24 protein-coding genes are annotated in these 19,561 nt (G+C 35.7%); 9 read left to right on the top strand and 15 right to left on the bottom strand.

Features of this window, described 5'->3' with window-relative positions:
- The first annotated feature begins 97 nt into the window (after positions 1-97).
- On the top strand, positions 98-400 hold the full coding sequence (locus AC1RFD_RS05265; RefSeq protein WP_259418912.1) for a gamma-type small acid-soluble spore protein: 303 nt from the start codon (positions 98-100) through the stop codon (positions 398-400).
- 146 nt (positions 401-546) lie between these two features.
- Here the strand turns inward: AC1RFD_RS05265 and AC1RFD_RS05260 are convergent, their stop codons facing one another.
- Positions 547-1,047, bottom strand: coding sequence for an RrF2 family transcriptional regulator (locus tag AC1RFD_RS05260; RefSeq protein WP_492474574.1), 501 nt, complete (start codon positions 1,045-1,047; stop codon positions 547-549).
- 170 nt (positions 1,048-1,217) lie between these two features.
- Here AC1RFD_RS05260 and AC1RFD_RS05255 point away from each other — a divergent pair, with 170 nt between their 5' ends.
- Together AC1RFD_RS05255 and AC1RFD_RS05250 are read left to right on the top strand one after the other, a co-directional pair.
- Positions 1,218-1,859: an FMN-dependent NADH-azoreductase gene (locus AC1RFD_RS05255; RefSeq protein WP_054549282.1), complete on the top strand. Its 642-nt coding sequence runs from the start codon at positions 1,218-1,220 to the stop codon at positions 1,857-1,859.
- Between the two features lie 14 nt (positions 1,860-1,873).
- The gene (locus AC1RFD_RS05250; protein WP_054549283.1) at positions 1,874-2,311 is read left to right on the top strand and encodes a carboxymuconolactone decarboxylase family protein; all 438 of its coding nucleotides are present in this window, start codon (positions 1,874-1,876) and stop codon (positions 2,309-2,311) included.
- A 639-nt stretch (positions 2,312-2,950) separates the two neighbouring features.
- Here the strand turns inward: AC1RFD_RS05250 and AC1RFD_RS05245 are convergent.
- Positions 2,951-3,496 carry a hypothetical protein gene (locus AC1RFD_RS05245; protein ID WP_313872171.1) on the bottom strand — a complete coding sequence of 182 codons (546 nt, stop codon included), beginning with the start codon at positions 3,494-3,496 and terminating at the stop codon, positions 2,951-2,953.
- A gap of 302 nt (positions 3,497-3,798) precedes the next feature.
- The gene (locus AC1RFD_RS05240) at positions 3,799-4,146 is read right to left on the bottom strand and encodes a hypothetical protein (RefSeq protein WP_048394556.1); all 348 of its coding nucleotides are present in this window, start codon (positions 4,144-4,146) and stop codon (positions 3,799-3,801) included.
- A 452-nt stretch (positions 4,147-4,598) separates the two neighbouring features.
- Between AC1RFD_RS05240 and AC1RFD_RS05235 the strand changes: the two genes are divergently transcribed.
- Positions 4,599-6,101: an SH3 domain-containing protein gene (locus tag AC1RFD_RS05235; protein WP_333880728.1), complete on the top strand. Its 1,503-nt coding sequence runs from the start codon at positions 4,599-4,601 to the stop codon at positions 6,099-6,101.
- A gap of 408 nt (positions 6,102-6,509) precedes the next feature.
- On the opposite strand, the gene AC1RFD_RS05230 is transcribed toward AC1RFD_RS05235, so the two are convergent.
- Positions 6,510-7,118, bottom strand: a complete 609-nt coding sequence (locus AC1RFD_RS05230; RefSeq protein WP_036080766.1) for a YpjP family protein — start codon at positions 7,116-7,118, stop codon at positions 6,510-6,512.
- 900 nt (positions 7,119-8,018) lie between these two features.
- On the opposite strand from AC1RFD_RS05230, the gene AC1RFD_RS05225 reads away from it, so the two are divergent.
- Genes AC1RFD_RS05225 through AC1RFD_RS05215 form a run of 3 tightly spaced genes read left to right on the top strand, consistent with a single transcriptional unit; the run spans position 8,019 to position 9,762 of the window.
- Positions 8,019-8,228 carry a hypothetical protein gene (locus AC1RFD_RS05225; protein WP_016993944.1) on the top strand — a complete coding sequence of 70 codons (210 nt, stop codon included), beginning with the start codon at positions 8,019-8,021 and terminating at the stop codon, positions 8,226-8,228.
- Between the two features lie 12 nt (positions 8,229-8,240).
- Positions 8,241-8,603, top strand: coding sequence for a spore coat protein (locus tag AC1RFD_RS05220; protein WP_416141623.1), 363 nt, complete (start codon positions 8,241-8,243; stop codon positions 8,601-8,603).
- Positions 8,604-8,625: 22 nt separating this feature from the next.
- The gene (locus tag AC1RFD_RS05215; protein ID WP_416141622.1) at positions 8,626-9,762 is read left to right on the top strand and encodes a zinc-dependent alcohol dehydrogenase; all 1,137 of its coding nucleotides are present in this window, start codon (positions 8,626-8,628) and stop codon (positions 9,760-9,762) included.
- A gap of 348 nt (positions 9,763-10,110) precedes the next feature.
- Here AC1RFD_RS05215 and AC1RFD_RS05210 read toward each other — a convergent pair whose 3' ends face one another.
- The 4 genes from AC1RFD_RS05210 to AC1RFD_RS05195 all read right to left on the bottom strand — a co-directional run bounded on the left by AC1RFD_RS05210 (position 10,111) and on the right by AC1RFD_RS05195 (position 12,806).
- On the bottom strand, positions 10,111-10,845 hold the full coding sequence (locus AC1RFD_RS05210; RefSeq protein WP_048394621.1) for an SDR family NAD(P)-dependent oxidoreductase: 735 nt from the start codon (positions 10,843-10,845) through the stop codon (positions 10,111-10,113).
- 480 nt (positions 10,846-11,325) lie between these two features.
- Positions 11,326-11,685, bottom strand: a complete 360-nt coding sequence (locus tag AC1RFD_RS05205; RefSeq protein WP_054549300.1) for a DUF1304 domain-containing protein — start codon at positions 11,683-11,685, stop codon at positions 11,326-11,328.
- A 67-nt stretch (positions 11,686-11,752) separates the two neighbouring features.
- Entirely contained in the window at positions 11,753-12,379 is a 627-nt protein-coding gene (locus AC1RFD_RS05200) for a nitroreductase family protein (protein ID WP_016995324.1), read from the bottom strand.
- Between the two features lie 22 nt (positions 12,380-12,401).
- Positions 12,402-12,806, bottom strand: a complete 405-nt coding sequence (locus AC1RFD_RS05195) for an Ohr family peroxiredoxin (RefSeq protein WP_004228436.1) — start codon at positions 12,804-12,806, stop codon at positions 12,402-12,404.
- 150 nt (positions 12,807-12,956) lie between these two features.
- On the opposite strand from AC1RFD_RS05195, the gene AC1RFD_RS05190 reads away from it, so the two are divergent.
- Together AC1RFD_RS05190 and AC1RFD_RS05185 are read left to right on the top strand one after the other, a co-directional pair.
- A complete protein-coding gene (locus tag AC1RFD_RS05190) occupies positions 12,957-13,394 on the top strand; it encodes a MarR family winged helix-turn-helix transcriptional regulator (RefSeq protein ID WP_054549302.1) in 438 nt (145 codons plus the stop codon).
- Positions 13,395-13,598: 204 nt separating this feature from the next.
- Positions 13,599-14,048: an SRPBCC family protein gene (locus AC1RFD_RS05185; protein ID WP_048394580.1), complete on the top strand. Its 450-nt coding sequence runs from the start codon at positions 13,599-13,601 to the stop codon at positions 14,046-14,048.
- A 59-nt stretch (positions 14,049-14,107) separates the two neighbouring features.
- Here the strand turns inward: AC1RFD_RS05185 and AC1RFD_RS05180 are convergent, their stop codons facing one another.
- From AC1RFD_RS05180 to AC1RFD_RS05150, 7 genes are all read right to left on the bottom strand, one after another.
- Positions 14,108-14,884, bottom strand: a complete 777-nt coding sequence (locus AC1RFD_RS05180) for a basic amino acid ABC transporter substrate-binding protein (RefSeq protein WP_004228443.1) — start codon at positions 14,882-14,884, stop codon at positions 14,108-14,110.
- Between the two features lie 250 nt (positions 14,885-15,134).
- The gene (locus AC1RFD_RS05175) at positions 15,135-15,644 is read right to left on the bottom strand and encodes a hypothetical protein (protein WP_066037867.1); all 510 of its coding nucleotides are present in this window, start codon (positions 15,642-15,644) and stop codon (positions 15,135-15,137) included.
- Positions 15,641-16,120 (bottom strand): RNA polymerase sigma factor, encoded by a 480-nt coding sequence (locus AC1RFD_RS05170; RefSeq protein WP_004228445.1) that lies wholly within the window; start codon positions 16,118-16,120, stop codon positions 15,641-15,643. Before AC1RFD_RS05170 ends, AC1RFD_RS05175 begins: the two co-directional genes overlap by 4 nt.
- A 193-nt stretch (positions 16,121-16,313) precedes the next feature.
- A complete protein-coding gene (locus AC1RFD_RS05165) occupies positions 16,314-17,108 on the bottom strand; it encodes a nucleotidyl transferase AbiEii/AbiGii toxin family protein (RefSeq protein ID WP_492474572.1) in 795 nt (264 codons plus the stop codon).
- Positions 17,109-17,602: 494 nt separating this feature from the next.
- Positions 17,603-18,364: an ANT(4')-I family aminoglycoside nucleotidyltransferase gene (locus tag AC1RFD_RS05160; protein ID WP_054549307.1), complete on the bottom strand. Its 762-nt coding sequence runs from the start codon at positions 18,362-18,364 to the stop codon at positions 17,603-17,605.
- A gap of 103 nt (positions 18,365-18,467) precedes the next feature.
- The gene (locus AC1RFD_RS05155) at positions 18,468-18,959 is read right to left on the bottom strand and encodes an immunity 22 family protein (protein ID WP_492474571.1); all 492 of its coding nucleotides are present in this window, start codon (positions 18,957-18,959) and stop codon (positions 18,468-18,470) included.
- A 4-nt stretch (positions 18,960-18,963) separates the two neighbouring features.
- Positions 18,964-19,518 (bottom strand): hypothetical protein, encoded by a 555-nt coding sequence (locus AC1RFD_RS05150; RefSeq protein ID WP_492474570.1) that lies wholly within the window; start codon positions 19,516-19,518, stop codon positions 18,964-18,966.
- Between the last annotated feature and the right edge of the window lie 43 nt (positions 19,519-19,561).

The raw sequence follows: 19,561 nt of genomic DNA, 5'->3' as shown, positions 1-19,561 counted from the left end.
CACTCTGTAGTGCCAATCCAAATCGGTTAGGTTTTTCTAAAATGTATGGATAGTAAAAAACCTTCTGCACACACTACTTTTCAGGAGGTGATATTTAATGGCGAATAATAACAACAACCAAAATTTCAACTCAAAAATTCCTAATGCAGCTCCAAACGCAATGAATTCAATGAATGTTGAATTCGGGAACGAGACTGATGTTAATCAAATCAGACAACAAATTCAACAAGCTGAAGCTAAAAAGCAACAGGCTTCTGGTTCTATGAACGCAATGAAGTCAACGAACGTTGAATTTGGGAATGAAACTGATGTTAATCAAATCAGACAACAAATTCAACAAGCTGAAGCAAACAAAAAATTTGCTTCTGGTAAATTTGCTAACGAAAATAATTCAAAATAGCTTTCATTCAACATCCGCAGCCGGCATCCTTGCCGGTTTTTAGTTTTTCACAATTTTGGTTAATTCCTTCAGGATAAAATTCCCGCTTTAGATTTTCATTCAGGTAAACCGAATTTACATACATCCAAATGATTCGATTCAAGTTATCAATTTGTTTTTTTAAAAAAATTTTTTGCTTCTTCTATTTGCTCCTTTGGTAGAGTCCGCAGTAATTCTTCTTCTAACCACGCTATCGTTTTGCTTCTTAAATAATTTCGCATGTGTTCTTCCGCTTCCAGCATGACACTATTGATCGTACAGTTCGATTGACTTGAACAAGACTCACACTTTTGGTTTTTATTTTGATAAGCAAAATTCGCTTTAATATTCTTACACTGAAATATCGGATCTTCACCTTCAACAGCTCGCACAACATCCCAAAATGTAATATCTTCAGGTTTTCTATTGAGTCGATAACCCCCTTTTACACCAGATACCGAGCTAACAATTCCTTCCTTGGACAATTTCCCTAAAACTTTTGAAAGATAGGTCTCCGATAATCCTTGAAATTCTGATAAATCCTTTATTCCTATACTTTCATTTTTTGGTACATCAATTAAATAAACAAGACTGTGTAGGGCATATTCAACCATCACACTATATTTCATTATTCCACCCTCTTAAAACATTTTGCTTACCATGATAGTAACACATTTTAGCTATACATAAATGAATCAGTTTGACAAACGAAAATGAAAAGCGTATATTGTAGACAAAGTTAATCAACGATAAAATCAATCGACGATTAGTAACAACTTTATTTAACTGGAGGATTTTTATGCGTAAACTACTTGTGATAAATGCACACCCTGAAGTGGAGTCAAAGACATCTTTGAGCCTTCAAGTATTAGATCATTTTCTAGGGACATACAAAGAAAATAAACAGGATGATGAAGTAATTGAGCAAATTAATCTATATGAAGACGTTGTTCCGATGATAGATAAGATTGTTTTAAGTGGCTGGGAACATTCACGAAATGGAGATCCTTTAACACACGAAGAAAATGAAGTTTTGGAACGCATGAATGAAATTTTAGTTCAATTTAAAAGTGCTAATAAATATTTAATTGTAATGCCTTTGCATAATTTTAATATTCCTTCAAAGCTAAAGGATTATATGGATAACATTCTAATTGCGCGAGAAACATTCAAATATACGGAAAATGGTTCTGTGGGCTTATTAAATGATGGAAGGAGCATGATCCTCATACAGGCAAGTGGTTCAATTTATACAAATGGCGATTGGTATACCGAAGTAGAGTATTCTTACAAATACCTTAAATCAATGTTTGCCTTTCTTGGAATAGAAGATTTTAATATTCTTCGTGTCCAAGGAACAGCCTTATTGAATACAGAAGATGTCTTGCAAAATGCACTTTATCAAGCGGATCAATTATCAGTTGAATTAGCTAATAAATAATGGAGGGATTCACAATGACACAACGTATGAATTATTATGAAATTGCACCAGATGCTATGAAGATAATGATGGAAATGGAAAAATACACTAAAAAAAGTAGTATTGAGAGAAAGCTTCGTGAGCTTATTAAAATTAGAGCTTCTCAAATTAATGGCTGTGCCTATTGCATCAACATGCACACTGCTGATGCGAAGAAAATGGGAGAGACTGAACAGCGCTTATACTGCATTAGCGCTTGGAGAGAATGTACTTTTTATTCAGATGCTGAAAAAGTAGCATTAGAATTAACGGAACATATTACGCTTATTCCAGAAAAACGCGTTCCTGATGAATTATATGAGCGTGTGCGCAAGCATTTTGATGAAAAGGCTTATGTCGATTTGGTTATCTTGATTAATCAAATTAACAGTTGGAATCGAATTTCTATTGCTATGGGCAATGTTGCGGAATAATAAATGGCTGCCTTAACAGGTAGCTATTTTTCTTATAGTAGTTTGATATCAATTTGAGTCGTACTTTCATTTGTCAGTCCCCCCTATCTCCCTTTAACAAAATGTTCAAATGTTTGTTTAGGCAATAAAAAAATTTCCCGGGTAAGCGCAAGAAAAGACAAATTCAATCCCACATTCCTCCATCAAGCGACTGATTTCTTCATTTTCCTTGCCTTTTGAAATACTGGCAGAAGGCAGGGGCTATAATTATTTCCTGTTAAATGTCTTCTATGACCATGCAATCTTAGAAAATTATTAGTGCACATACTTTCACTTACCTCTCTCAGTATTGTTTTTTCGCACAAAAAACACTCGTCATGTAAACGAGTGTTTCGTAATTAGTATGATAACCACTTAGGTGCTGTGTAGGTTTTTAAGGCTTTTTAAATTCTTAAATTCTTACAAGTTTATTAAGATTGGGGTTAAATATTGAGTGGTCTTTCACTTGTTTCCAACATACACGTACAGTGAACGTGTTTATTTTGTAATGGAAATTTGATTAGCGTATTTCGTATACTTTTGATAAAACTTAATAATATCAACTTACACCGTTTATTAACGTAATTCACTATATCGCATAGTTCATTGTATTTGTTTAACCTATGCAACTTTTGTTACTACCAATGCAGCATTATCATAAGTTATGACTCCCGTTGAACTTACTATGGCAACTCGTATAACATCACCCTGGTTTAACGCTAATTGGTCTGTTCTTGATACTAAATCTACTTCAATATTAGCAGCAGTTACAAAGGTTTGATATTCAATCTGTTTTGTTGCAAGAGGAGTCCCATTTATAGAGAGGCGGAAAATAATATTATTCGATATTCCTCCTGAACTTGCTCTTAATTCAATTGTAAACGTAACAGTATATACCCCTTGACTATTAACAGTAATAGAATCATCAATTGTACTTGGTGTTGTTCCACTGGAAGGTCCGACTGTGTCGAAATTAACATTTGGATCAATAGTAGGATTTCCTCCAGCTACGTTATATATTGAACCATAAGCTGGGATAAATTGTACTGCTTCTTCTTGAGTTGGCACATTGGGACAACTAGAAACCCTAAACTTGGAGAAACTTTTACAGTCTTCACACCCCTCGCAATCATTGCAAAGCTTATTGAATCCATGATTATTAGACAAATGTATCCTCCCTTCTATTATTTCGATTAGAATATTTTATGTTTTTTAGGTCATATTCGTTTGTACATAAGAAAGGAGTTTGCCCATGACATTTTTCCTTTTAATAAATACTAAGTACATCCCAGTCATTTAGCTGTTTCATCAATCAGCATATTTCGCTTAACCAATACCCTTTGTACTGAAACTCAGTCAAAAATGGTTTGAGTTTTTTTGTGTATGTGAATCCTTTAATTTATCAAAATATTATAGGTGTGTAACTTTTTCTCCAAAAATGAGCATCAAATGGCATAAGCTAAATACTATTATTTTATGTCAACAATTATTCTCGCTACTCTATATTCACCTTCTATCTCTATCGCCATATTGCTATCAATATCATTCGTAATTTCCACAGCCCTTATTTTATATATATTCGTTCCGGTATTCAGCCTGTAACCCTCTTCGTGCTTTGTAGGTAAATCTGTTGTTTGTTCTTTTATTTCTCCGACTTTTTCTTCTATTTTATCATTTGGGATCGGTTCATTAGTAACAATATAATTATGACCATTCCAATTAAATACAGGGAAAGAAATATTGTCTTGATTTCGTTCATTGCACCCAGTTAACAGAAGGAAAGTAACTAAAAATAACAAAATTGATCTTTTTATCATATTTGTTCCTCCACAAAAGAAGATGAGGGTATTAACCAAATCTTCTTTTGCATCTTTTTATTTTTTAGTATTCATATAATATTTTTTCATAAGTTCTATCAGCCTATGGATAGTTTTTATAAGTTGTTGAAAAATTTTTCCAGCAACGTTGTATTTTACTTCTTTATAATTTGTCACCATATATACGACTCCACCTACTATAATCTGCATGAATATAAAAACCCGTAGAAGCAGATTCGGCTGACTTACTGATACATATACTCCAAATGACAGATTTTGTTACACTAACACCCCTTTCCCCGAATCATATGTTAGGGCTATCATTTATCACTCTACCCTGTTAAATGAAAGAAACATTGAATATTACCCCTATCCCAAATATTGGGTTTATGATAACATATATCTGAATCTTTTAACTTTGGAAAATATGAAAGGAAGTGTAATAACCAGATATGAAAAAGATATTGAAACCATTGATTAGTGGTATTGTCATTGGTGCCCTCTCTCTAACTATAAATATAGATAAAAATGTATTAGCTAATGATATTGCAAATACATGTAAGTATGATTCGGCATCGAAGGTCAACCCTGATTATTCCACAATGAACTGTTTGTTAACCGAAACAGCACTGAGTTATAATGTTCCTCCTGAAATTGTGAAGGCAATAGCGGAAGGTGAAAGTGGAAATTGGCGTCATTTCGATATGAATGGTAAAGCGATTGTGACAGCTGATAATGGAATTGGCATTATGCAAATTACAAATCAAGCTGACTACAATCAAGATAGACTAAAAAGCGATATTGTCTATAATATTCGAGCTGGTGTGGAGACTCTAGATGATATGTTTAAGCGGAAGGATTTGCCTAGCATCAACAGTGGGGAAAGAGATATATTGGAACATTGGTACTTCGCTATCATGGCTTATAACGGTACTAAGCCGGTAAATAGTCCATTTGTCCAAGCAACTGGGGAAAGAAATGCAAATGCCTATCAAGAAAAAATTCTCCGAATTATTGAGAGATTAGAATTAATAGACTTAACAGAGCTGCCTTTTACACGCGAACATTTTCAATATGACTCTAACAGCAGGGAAAATATTAAATTTTCAGCGATGAACTATGATTTTGATTTACCATTAACAAAATCAAAGTACTTTTTTAAAACAAATCAAAAAGTTAGTGCAACAACTAATGTAACAGTTAGGACAAGACCTACTACGGATAGTCCTTCTATGGGTACTTTACGTACAGGCGAAATTGTTACTATTACGGGCCCTTTTGAATATGAAGCCGTATCAACGAAGAAAAACCATTTTGTTTGGTATCCTGTGAAAAGAAATGACGGGACAGAGGGGTATGTAGCATCAAGTTATTTAAACTACTCAGCGTCAACAACTACACCTCCTACTACTCCAGTAGGTAGTATAGATGTATCAAAGTTCGCTGATTACAAGGCAGACCAGTACTGGGCAGAGGATTTTCAATGGGCAGTAAACAAAGGACTTATCAGCGGTTATCCAAACGTATACAACCCTGCAACAAAGAAATACGAAAACTTACTGAAACCAAACACGAATTTAACAGAAAATCAGATGTTATCTGTACTTTTCCGTTACTTTAAGTCTGATGAATTAGCTTCAACAAAACCTAGTTCTTCATGGAGTGCAGATGTAAACTATCAACTAGCAAGTAAGTACGCTCTACCAACGCTTGGTGGTATATCAGCGTCTAAACAGGTATATGCAGTCAAAGACATCACACGTGGTAATTTTGCTCGTATCCTAGCATCTATGCATTATGGAAAAACAGTATCTCAGCCAGAAGCCATCCAGTTTCTACGTGACTTCGACTTAACAACTACTAAAAATGATGCAGAGTTTAAACCGAATGATTCACTAACAAGAGCGCACGCAGTGGCATTCTTCCACCGTTATGAGCAAATATTCAATAAATAAATTGCTATCTATAAGTGAAAAGGTGACTATAAAAGTCACCTTTCTTTTATATGGTTCTCTAAATGGTGCTATAAAGCCCTATGTGGAGTTACGGGAGAGGCTGTGAAAGCATAACAAAAGGACTTGCATATAGGGTAATCAATCATAAACAAAAGTCCTGTTCATATTGATGGAAAGCACCTTCAATCGAGAGTGCTCAATGTAGCTATTGATATCAGCTATCGCTACAATTCAATTGATAAATCTAAGAAAATCAAAAACTTAAGAGTTTGGGGTACTTTTTAGGGTACATGCTTTCCCCTACCTCCCCCACTCTGAAAAATTAAAAGTTATAACTCAATGACTTTTTACAAACGCTGAGATATTCACAAAAAAACACTCGTCATGTAAACGAGTGTTTCGTACTTATTATGACAACCACTTAGGTGGTGTGTTTTTTTCCCAATAGATATCGCCAAGGTTGTTGTGTGCCATGAAGTTGTCCTCGACACTGTGGTAATGGAAGTTGTAGTAGTAGCCTTCCTGCGGTCTTTTTTCTGTGCGCACATGGAAACGAATTAAATCTGTGCCTGTTTCATTGTTGATGACATTGAAAATTTTCTCACCGTAATTACCACTTGGTCTTTCAGAGATGGTTAAAGATGCAGCAGTTTGATCATCAAGATTAGCCACTGTCATTGCAATGGCTTCCTCCATTTTTGGGAAGATGATGCTGTCGAATTCATTGCTAATTTTTGGACCAATTTTTGTGCCAAATTTTATGTACGATTGTTCTCTAGCTGCATCCACCAGTAAGGCATTATAATCAATCGCTTCCTCTTGTATCTGTAGCTGCTCGTCACTGCTGTCATCATGCTCAGCAGCTAAAGCAGTGCTTGTCCCTGATGAAGGGCCGATGGATGCACGGTTCGAAGGATTTTGATCAAATGCTTCCCAAATCTCATGTGTAGGCGTTATTAAACCAAATGTTAAAAACGCAACCATGATGACTATACTTTTCTTAACCCACGTTTTCATTTATTGTCACCTACTCTTTATGTACAAATTGGTAATTCTCCTATTATTATATACGTTCTCGCCATTAAAAGGTTTCATATTTCTATAATTCATTGTACAATATTTATGAATAATGTGTCGTTTTTTTAAAGGAGGTACAAAGCATGAGCATCGCAATGGGTATTGGTCTTTTATTAATGTTAGGTTACTTATCATCTTTATGTTTCACGGACTAATTTTTATATTTTGTAATATGTACCCTACAAAGCCCTAAAAGCCTGTTATATGCAGCTTTTGGGGTTTTTTATTTTTCTTTACATTACAATGTATAGTAATGCATGCACACAGTTGGCTTGTTGGGAATAATATAATGTTAATAATTCTTGGCGGCGTGTTAAGCAAATTTATGGTTGCATTCAAAAGATGATGAACCATTGAAGCTCAAAGCGTTATATCCAGAGTTATTGGGCTTGTTTGTTGTCTTGAAGTTTACCAAAGTAGAAGATATTAAAAAACAAATGAAATAGTATAAAAAATAAGGACCTGACAGCTATAGAGACTGAAGGTCCTTTTTTATATCCAATTTTATATAAATTTATCTAAAAAAAGCGTTGCTCCCTTCTTCCATTAAATGACCCATTTATGAAAAAAAGAAGCTTCCCTTATTTCAGAAAAGCGCCCTTTAGGATACATCCCGCATTTTCTTTAGACAAAGAGAAAAACGCCTAAAACCAATTTTCATAAGGTTTCAAGCAAATAAGTAATGTAATAAATGGGTTGAATGAAAAGAATGGAGGAAATTCAATTTTAAATCAAATTCTAGCTATCAATATAGTCTTAGATTTAATCCAATGCGAATTTGCATAAATAGACTTGCTACAGGGAAGACTTTTTAAAGAAAATTATGGAGGTGCGAATTACGTGTTTGAGAAAAAATTAGCACTTCATGAAACAATGGAATTTCATGAAGTCATTAACTTTATGACAACTAGTTTACTTAAATCGAAGCTGAGTCAAGGTGTGGTCTTTGATGATGATTTAAGAGCGTTATTGGACAAAAATGTAAAATTATCTACCCCGGCACTCACTGCTATGGTTAAGCTCTACTCGAAATCAGAATTAGAATATTAGGAGGACAATTGTATGGAAGACTATTTAGATCCTATAAATTCAGTTGGAATGCCTGAACTAACTGATTCGGGGCTTGCTCTTGAGTTTTTGCTTACAACCAAAACGGGTATTCGGAATCTTTCAATTGCCTTAACAGAAACAGCTTCTCCTGCTCTTCAAAAAATCTTGAGAACTCAGCTGGATGTCATGGTCGATTTATATTTCGAAATTTCTGAACTGATGGTAAAAAAAGAATGGCTAAAACCTTATGATCTTGCAGGTCAAAAGGAACTGGATATTAAATCTGCAGAAAATGCGATTAGTATTGCCCAGTTGGATTTATTCCCTAAAGATATGAATCGAAAAGGAATGTTCCCTACCCCACCGAAAAAATAAACGAAAATGAGGGATTTTTTTAATGAAAGCTGTCACTTTTCAAGGTGTAAAAAATGTTGAGGTTAAAGAAGTACAAGACCCTAAAATAAAAAAAGCCGATGATATTATTGTTCGTTTAACTACAACTGCCATTTGCGGATCAGACTTGCATTTGATTCATGGTATGATTCCGAATCTTGGAAAAGATTATGTCATTGGTCACGAACCAATGGGTATTGTAGAAGAAGTTGGAAAAGATGTGACGAAGGTTAAAAAGGGTGACAGGATTGTCATTCCTTTTAATATTGCATGCGGGGAATGCTGGTACTGCAATCATGATCTGGAAAGTCAATGTGATAATGCAAACGATAATGGCGAAATGGGTGCCTACTTTGGTTATTCAGACACAACAGGCGGTTTTCCAGGAGGACAGGCAGAGTTTATGCGAGTGCCCTATGGTAATTTTATCCCTTTCAAAATTCCAGAGAAATCAGAAGTTCCTGATGAAAGTCTTGTTCTCCTTGCCGATGCCGCCTCTACTGCTTTTTGGAGTGTAGATAATGCTGGTGTAAAAAAAGGAGATACTGTTATTATTCTTGGCTGCGGACCTGTTGGACTGCTAGCACAAAAATTTGCTTGGCTGAAAGGAGCAGAAAGAGTAATCGCAGTTGACTACATCGGGTATCGTCTTAAACATGCAAAGAAGACAAATAACGTGGAAATCGTTAATTTTGAAGACCAAGAAAATTGTGGTGAATACTTGAGAGAGATTACCAAGGGCGGTGCAGACGTTGTCATTGATTGTGTAGGGATGAGCGGAAAAATGACGCCTCTAGAATTTCTTGCAAGTGGGGTAAAACTTCAAGGTGGTGCTATGGGAGCCCTTGTCACAGCCAGTCAAGCTGTACGTAAAGGAGGAACAATCCAAATTACCGGTGTATACGGCGGTCGATACAACGCCTTCCCACTTGGAGATATATTCCAACGCAATGTAGCGATTCGTACTGGACAGGCTCCAGTTGTTCATATCATGCCCCATGTCTATAACTTAATGGCTGAAGGAAAAGTGAATGTCGGTGATATCATTACACATGTACTCCCCCTTGAAAAAGCAAAACATGCTTATGAAATATTCGATACAAAGCAAGAAGGTTGCATTAAAGTGGTTTTAAAACCCTAATATAGAAGTTTTCAGGTACTTTTGTCTCTGCATTGCAAAAGTACCTTTTTCATTGACCTAGGGGTACATATTTATATGTATTACATCTGAAAGTGATTCTTCAAAATGGCATTAATATTTGAGCACCAAGCCTCTTAGACTGGCGAACTACATTTTGATCAACAGAACTAACCCCTCCCTAACCAAAAATCATTATGTAACGATTCCTTTCATTGAACAACTTCTAATGAACAACTCAACATCCCATTTGTTTTATTTCCATGAGGAAAGACGCTTTCCTTATTTGAGAAAAGCAAAAATTTCTGAGTAAATAATTAGTTTGGCAAAACAGTTGAATAAGTTTTTGAACTACCTTAGATATCCACCATTATTAATATCAAATGTCGCACCTGTGTAATGCTTTGATCTATCTGACAAGAGGAAAATAACAGTATCAGCAACATCTTCAGGCATTACAGGTGTATCGATGAGCTGATGATTTAAATATTCCTCTTTTCTCCAAATAGGTATTGCATCCATCATAGGAGTGTTTACCATTGTAGGGGCAATGGCATTAACTCTGATGTATGGTGAGAAATTCACTGCACAGCTTTTAGTTAATCCCAATATAGCAGCTTTTGAGAGTCCATATATTGCATCTGAACTGCCTTCCATACCTGATACAGAAGACATATTCACGATGACTCCCTTACGTTCGCTCTGAAGTAGATATTTCCCGAACATTTGAGAAAAATAAATACATCCCTTTAAGTTTATATCTATTACTTTATCAATTTCCTCGGTTTGATAATCCAGTATATTCTTACCCAAATAAATCCCTGCATTATTAACTAAACTATCTACATCACAATGTTCTCTTTCCAAATTTCCAAAAAAATTGACTACTTCTTCATAAATACTTACATCTAATTGATATGTATACAAATCTGAGGGGACATTCATTGATTGTTTTAATTCCCTTAAGGCGTCTTCATTAATATCACAAGCAAGTACTGAAGCACCCTCATCTAAACATTGTTTAACAATTTCTTTTCCTATACCAGAAGCTGCACCTGTTACTATTACTTTTCTATTTTTAAGCATCATCTATTTTACCCCTTTATTAAAAAGTTAGGATGTTATGAAAAACTCTACCTAAATTCTATCTTTGGCGCAAGAAGAACATTGTTTAACCTCTCTTTATAAAAGACCTGTTTTTTTAACTTATTACAAATTTGATTGATATGTTGTCTTGGTTTAATATCCAACTTTTCAGAGAGACAATCATCACAATATATATCTTTTTGACTGTTAATAAAGTTTTGGACAATCTGTATATTAGAAGTAAGCTAATTATCTTCCTTAAAAAGAAATCTTTGCTCACAATTATATAAGTCTTCCACTATACTTCCATTAGAACAGAGATAACGTCTGTTATGCATTACGTCGTGTTATCAATGTTTTGCTATTGAATTTCTTTGTGGCCAACTGAGGTAAAAAATGTGCGACACGCTTTAGAATATGTGTGCAGGAAAGATTGAAGTTTACATTAACTTCAATCTTTTTATTATTGTAGAGATTCCTTTAGAAAAATAAACTAATAAGTGCTAAAATAGCAGGTCCACCTTGTTTTAATAGAATCGATTTAGAGCTTGTTAAGCTACCATACAAAGCGACAATGAATACAAAGATTAAAAAAATGGCAACAATTTCAGTTTGCTGATGTGACAAAAATAATCCATACAATAAGGCGATCGCAATCAGACCATTATAAACGCCTTGATTTTTGAAAAGAACTTGAACATTTGCATTTTCTAATGCTTCTTCAGAAAGACTAAATGTTTTTGCTGTTCTTTTAGAAGTAGTTGCAAACGTTTCTAAATACATAATATACAAATGCTCAGCTGCTACGACTAAGCTTAAAATAAAAGTTAATGAAGACATCCTATTCCCTCCTAAAAAATCTTTAAAAAAGCAATGTCCTCAAGTGTATCAAGGACATTGCTTGAAACTATTTATTAAAACGAACAATGCGGTCTATTGGTAGGCGTGAAGAACCATATGCTGGGGCTGCCGCTTCACCAATGGCTAATAATAAAATAGGAATTTCATTTGCTGGTAATTCCATGTATTCAGCGAATTTTGCTTTATCAAATCCACCCATCGGAACGGTATCATAGCCCATTTCCTTCGCTAATAGCATGATTTGCATCGATACTAAGCCAGCATCAAAGTGTACGATATTTTCTAATGTTTTTGTTGGTGCTGAACCATACATTGTCAGCGCATCTTGTGCAAGCTTATTGGCAATTGGTTCTGGCATATAGCCCAGCTCCACGTTTTTTGCATAGATTTCCTCAGCATTTACATACATCTCTATATCACCAATGACAGCAATAATGGCAGAGGCTGTTTCGATTTGCTCTTGATTAAATGAAAAGAAGTTGATATTCTTCTGAATTTCCTTATCATCAATGACAAGAAAGCGCCATGGCTGCATATTACTTGAAGAAGGTGCTGAAGTAGCATCCTGCAGCAGCTGCATGATTGTTTCACGCGGAATTTTAGTCTCTGCATTGTATTTACGAACAGATTTACGCATTTGCATAATTTGTTTTAATGGTGTATTTGATAACATGTAGTTTCCCTCTTTTCACAATTTAAACTGCTTTTATTGTTACATTAATATTGCCCATTGTTGCTTTTGAATATGGGCATACCGTATGTGTGACCTCTAATAATTCCTGTGCTTCCTCCACTGCTAGTCCTTCAATATGCCCTTCGATTTCCACTGCAAGCACATAGTCAAAAGAAGCTTGCTCCATTAATTTCACTGTTACTTTAATGGTTGATGCATTTTTTAGTTTCTTTTGGCGTTTGATTAAATCTAATGCACTATTAAAGCAAGCACTATAGCCAGCCGCAAATAATTGTTCTGGGTTTGTAACATCCGCTAATTTGGAGCCTGGTGGTGCAATTTTTAATGATAAAGATTGATCTTCTGCATAGGATGTGCCACTACGGCCACCTTCATTAATCATTGTAGTTGCGTATAATTCTTTCATAACTGAAAACCCCTTATCTTTTGTTATTAATTAAATTTTGTACAATCTAATTTTTACAAATTGAATTGTACACAATTTAATTGCGTTTGACAAGTAGGAACTTTATTTTTAATATAAATGGTAGTAGAAGAACTTTAAGAGGGGATTTTTATGCCTAATCATTTAGATAATCAGCTGTGCTTTCTTTTGTATGCAACATCTAAGGAAATCACTCGGCAATATACATTATTATTGAAGCCTTACGATCTTACTTATACAGGCTATATCACTTTATTAGCTTTAGAGGAAAACGAACAGATAACGGTGAAAGAATTGGGCCAACGTTTATTTTTAGATTCAGGAACATTAACACCGTTGTTAAAAAAATTAGAGGCAAAGAATTACATTTGTCGTGAACGTTCTAAGGAGGACGAACGATTAATGAAAATATATTTAACCAAGGAAGGCGTAGATGTAAGAAGGAAACTACCTGAAGTGTCCCGCCAAGTGATGAAGCAATCTAATATCTCAGAGCAGCAATTTGTACAACTGAAAAATGTACTTCAAGATATCGTTTATAACGATTGGAAAATAAAAGATGAAAACTAACACATAGCTATTCCATTAATAGGATGAATATGTAAATAAGAAGGATTGGAGCTACATTGGCTTCAATCTTTTTCTGTTTTTCTCTCCCTGATCTCTTCAAATGTTAATAATCATGTGGCTACCGTTAAAATTTAGTATACTTACATTTATTAATTAGTTTAATTTACAGCATAGATAAGTAATTTTGAAAGTAGAGGTGTTTGGATGAAAACATGGACAAAGACTATAAACATAAATGCCCCCATCGAAAACGTTTGGAAATTACTTGATGGCTCTTTAGCTGACATGCAGAAGATTATGCCACAGGTAATTGAAAACAAGCCTGTAAAAGTAACAGAAGAAGGGGTTGGCAGTATTTATCGCCAAAAATATAAAGAAGGAAAACGTATCGAAACGTATGATGTAGAAACATTGGAATATTCGAATACACCTGATAAAAAAATATTGAAAGTAGGCTTTGTACTCGCTAATTTGTTTGAAATTACGGCTTACTATGAATTAAATAAAATAAATGAAACAGAGACTTCCTTTACTTATTCCGTAACAAATAATGCGTTAAAATGGTTCGTCAAATTATTTTTATTGTTTGCATCGGACAAAGTAGTCGTACAATTTTTAGAACGGGTCAAAACAGTTGCTGAAGCGCAAGACTAGCACCTAAAAAATAAACCGTAGAACTCCCCTTGAGGTGAGCTTCTACGGTTTATTTATTACTAAAAGTCTGAACCTGTAATTTCTTTTAACTTACCGTTTTCTTTAATCTTTTTAAGGCCTTCATTTAACTTATCTAAAAGCTCTTTGTTCCCCTTTTGAACCATGAAACCATAGTATTCTTTTTCGAAGGAATCATCTTTAATTACTTTGATTTTGTCATTTGGATGTGCCTTGATATATTCATAAACAACTGAATTATCTCCAATCGCCGCTTCTACGTTGCCATTTAGCATCTCTTGAATAGCAATTGGTTGATTTTCGAAAGCAAAAATGTTGGGACTAGATTCACCCTGTAGCTTCTTGGCAGCCATATGACCAGTAGCATTAATTTGTACAGAAATCTTTTTATCTTTTAATTCATCCAATGATTGGATCTTTGAATCTTCTTTCACCACGATTAATAATTGAGATTCGTAGTACGGCTCAGTAAAATCAAATGTTTCCTTACGCTCGTCCGTAATTGTAATCCCTGCACCACCAATATCTGTTTCACCATTTTTAATTGTTTGGAATACAGGCTCCCAACCAATACTTTCCCACTTCACTTCAAAATCCATTTCATCCGCGATTGCTTGTAACACATCCACATCAATCCCTACAATATTCCCTTTATCATCAAGAGATACGATAGGTGCAAATGTAGCCTCAGTACCTACCTTATAAACTTTTTTACTATCTCCATCACCTGATGATGTATTGTCTTTCGAGCCGCAACCCGCTAAAACTAGCGTGAAAGCTGCCATAATTGTAAGCAACACCATTAAATTTCTTTTCATAGCCCATCCCCCTAGTATGATATTTTTTCCATAATGCGTATTATTTTTCGCAATTCGGAAATGTGAGACTATTACGTAAATTATAGTGACAATATTCTCTTTAGACAATACTTTTTTGTATAAAAATAATCATTTCTTTATAAATAGTATTATTCAATCTCGTTTTTAGGATAAAAAGGAATAAATAGTTAATCAGAAGCTATAAAAAAAGAATCTCCCCTCGGAAATTCTTTTTTGCGCATCTAAATCTTTATCGTATTGGATGTTCAAAATTCCAATTTGTATAAATGGCAGCAGCCTGAACTGGATTTGAGGAGGTATCTTCTGTATAGCCCCCAATTAAATTACCTACTCTAAAAGTAGGCTCAAATAGCTGTTCCTCCTTAGGTGGTGCTGTCGGTCCATCTATTCCTATTTTGGTTTTATCTGTCACGACTACTTCCATACCGTTATCCAATGTAAAGCTCAGCCCATCTTCTCCTACTTCCGTAATGGTCCCTTCGATATTTACTAGCGCACTTGCCGCAGGAGCTGAATGGTCCGCAACAATTCTCTCCGTCAAATCAATTGGTGTATCATGATTTATATTTACCATAGCAAGGACAGCAATCACTGCACAGGCTACTAAGCTTCCAACACTAATTCTTACTTTTTTCATAAAGGACCTCTTTTCATATTTCATCATCTCTTCCTGCATCTTACGCTTAAATTCCTCAGAAGCATGAATCTGCTTCATCACATTCTTATAAGCATTCATCATACTTTGCTCCCCTCTTCTAGAATCGTTTTCAGCTTCATTCGTGCCCTTCTGAGCTTTGAGCCTACTGTATTTACGTTGATCTCTAATAAATCAGCAATTTCTGCCGTTGTATAGCCCTCGTAATAATGTAAATAAACAATGACTCTCTCTTCTGAAGGAAGCTCAAAAATTTCCGTAAGAACCATCTGCTCCTCTTTTGCAATAAAGGCCATTTCGTCTGTAATGGGTACCGTCTTCTTCACACGTGAGGACTTAAAATAATCCTTGCACTTATTAAATGTCACCTTTATGAGCCAAGCCTTTAAATGTGCTTCATGAGCAAAGGGCTTGTTCTGCCTCATCAGTGTCATATAAACCTCCTGCACAATGTCCTCCGCCTCAGCCATATTTTTGGTCTGTTGCACAGCAATTCGTATGAGGGTGTCACTATATGTTTGAACAATTTCTTGCACACTTAAGCCAGCAAACTTTATCATATTTTTCACCTAACCTCCTTCATGACATAATACGATTCAACTTTATCTATTCGTGCAACAGATACACTTTAGCTACATTTTAATAAAAAGAAGAAACCATTCATGAGACATACAAATGTATCCCCCTAATAAATTACTGAATAATAGCCATGCAAAAACCCGCAAACCGTAGATGATTTGCGGGTCCCTCTCTTCATTGCCAAGCTCGATTGTTCCATTGCTTGAAAAATTCGTCCTCAGCCAAAATAGCTTCATAAACAGGGATAAAGAATTGTTTCAGAATCCCTGTCATCTCGAGTGTAGAAGTTAGCTCGATTGTAAAATGATATAGATCAAATAAGTCCACAATATACGCCTGCAATCTTCGTCCTTCAATAGTTTGCGTTTGTAGCAATTGTTGTACTTCATTTATTGTTTTTTCAGTCTTTTCTAATGCTGGGTACTGGTAAATTTCGATAAATTTTTGTGCAAGCACGAATTCTGTTGGATATGTATAAACCACCGCAGCCTTATTGTCTAGCAAGCTCGGAAAATTAATGGTCTTTGGTGTTATTCGCATGTTTTCTTTAAAGGTAATCCTAACTTCTATGTATACAGTCATTTTGCCCAATGTAGCTGGTATGCTTAGTTGAATATTGTCATTCGATATGGACGATTCGATCAGCTGTGCATTCCATTCAATGCCATCCGCTGGTGTTGCTAGTGAGCAAATTTCATAAAAGGCCTGTTTCACTATATCGTGTTGATGAACGCTTGCTTGCGCAGTCAGCGTGACTTCTTTGGAAGGCTTCACCAATCCATTTGTTAAAGCAAATAATAATAGATCCCCATCTAGATAAAATTGATCTTCATAGGAGGATATGGATAGACGATAAAGCAGTCTTTCTTGGCAATAGCGTGATACTAGCTGATCCATATTGTCTTGCCGTATAGCCATTTCTTCTAATTGTGTCACGACATTCGTCGATAGTGTGTCGATATTTCCCATTGACATCCCTCACCTTTTTGATTTTTCTGATTTTTAATGCAGAATTTAGATTTTTACTAAAATTCATGCTTTTATTATCACTTATTTATGGAAGAGAGTAAACGGTAATGTATACCAAAAAGGCCTGTCATGGTTGGACATGACAGGCCTTAAAATTAGACAAGGGGCAGCCTCGCTGTTGCGAAACTACCCCTTTAGTATTTATAGGTAACATTCTCGTAAATTGTAAAAGTCTCAACCCAATCGTCTGGGGAATATTATCTTGAAACCAGATTCGTTTCATCACCGCGGTAAAATTCCACTGTGTGCCTTCTAACTTAAGCAACGCAAACCCTACCATCTTTTGCGTCCTTGCAGCCCCAAAGCATGCGCCAGTGTGAATAAGTATCTACAAAAACAAAAAGCAGAATGCCAGATTACGGAAATATGCTACCTAAAATAGCACGTGTTCTATTATAGCACCTTATACTATAAAAGTAAAGGTCTATAAAAAATTACCAAGGAATCTCCTTAGAGCATTTAATCTGATAGCCCTTTTCAGCTGCCCATTGGAGAAGTGTTTGCCAAAAGTTTTCACAGGCAGCTATGATTTGCTGAGGATTCGTTAGATTGCCTGTCATGACCATTTCAGCTAATGCTTTTAACCCGTGTGGCTGATCATCCATCGCTAAAGCCTCAGGTAATACTTGTGCAGATGTTGTATAGCACTGCCTATGGTGTAATCCTACTATCATGGCACCAGTCATCGCTATTTTCATCGCCAGTATCGGCAAAAATGTGGTGGGACCCTGAACAGCTATGTTCCTTAATTTCCCCATGTATTCATACATTTCTTCTACAATGGTTTTGCAAATTGCTTCCTTAAATCGGGCATTCTCCACAGTGGCCGCTTTGTCTTTGAGTTCTAGAAAAAAGCCAGAAGGATCGTAAAGTGGCTGTAAATCGAAAAACTTCCCATTTGTTAATGGCCAATCTTCCTCAACCGTTATTGCCTCTTCGATAATCACTTCTGCTTGATCGAAATTAACCTCTGCCTTCCAATCTCCTGCTGTCCATTCATAGCTATAGCTGTGATCTAATTGATGACAGACACACTTAAGCTCAATGTCAGAAAACGGACCATCTGATTTTCTAGCCAACGAGCCATAAATACCAATTGCTCGAACATTTCCTCCATATTTTGCGAGAACTTGTTGCGCAATCGAATGGGCAATCTGCATGCGTTCATCACTTGTCTTTTTTCTTGGTCCAATCATTTACATCGCTCCTTTTATAAGTAAGATCGTTGTTATTGAACCAAGGTGGACCACGGGCTTAACGAGGAATTTTTGCTGGTAACATCATCAAAACCTCCTTTCATCACATTTCCTGTAATTTAATAGAGCATACAAAATCGATATGAAACGCTTCATGGCTTACAGATTGAATGTGACCCTCATATTTCATGTCATATAGTAAAATTATTGCATTATAAGCTTTCTGTAGTTCTTTGCCCATTTTGGCTAGCACTTGATGTTTAAATTGCTGCGAATAGGAAAATTCATCACAAAGTAGTTGCTTAAGTTGGTTTGAAGCTGCTTCGTAAAATAGCGCTTCACAAAAATCCTCGTCGAAGGTTAAGCCGAAATCATATTCAAATTGATTGTAGAACTCATCATAAAGTGCTTTAAACTCTTCCTCACAAGTACGGTGCTGATTTTCTGGTAAAAAAAGCTTTGCTAATTTTTGTGAAAAGGCTTCGTCCGTTTCATCTTCTCCCTGATAGACAGTGGCAAGATATGTATGTAACTGTTCTTCGCTTGTAAAATTACCAGCCCATATGGAAACATAGCCATTTTGTTCATCATCCATGACCTCATCCCTTTCTCGAATAAATCAATGCACCGCCTGAGCCCATTATTATTAAATGCTTGCCAGATGGCGAAAATCCACATTTAATCATGCCATCCAATCGCTGTAAATCAATAGCTGTCGCATTTTTTAAATAAGTATAATTAGTTATATAAAGATAATCGATTACTACTGTTGCACGTGGCCACCAAGGATAAATAACTTCAACCTGCCAGCCATCTGCTGTCATATGAATCCCATCCCCAGCTTCAAAGCCGAAAATAGATATTGTCCCCTGAGGCAATTGAAACGTTAAACGGTCATCACTCATTCTGTCGTAGGTTTCATCCACGTCTCGTTCTCGATGAAGACGACGACCTGTTATAGGCTCAGTGACACTATAGCCAGAGCCACTAATTAGTACGATGTTTTCCTCATGATCCCAACCGCAAGCCAAAACACCATTGGCAGCAATGCTCGTTTCATACGCCCATGGAATAGGAGGTTTCGTGCAGATCAACGACTGTGCATTCGCCAGCAAGTCTAGCTCAAAGGGAGTTCGTTTATCATTGTTCACCATATTATTCCACCCTCCTCTTTTATTACCATATACTAAAAAAAGG

The sequence above is a fragment of the Lysinibacillus sp. GW823-FHT02G10 genome, assembly GCF_058797135.1.
This window is presented reverse-complemented; position numbering and strand designations above follow the sequence as displayed.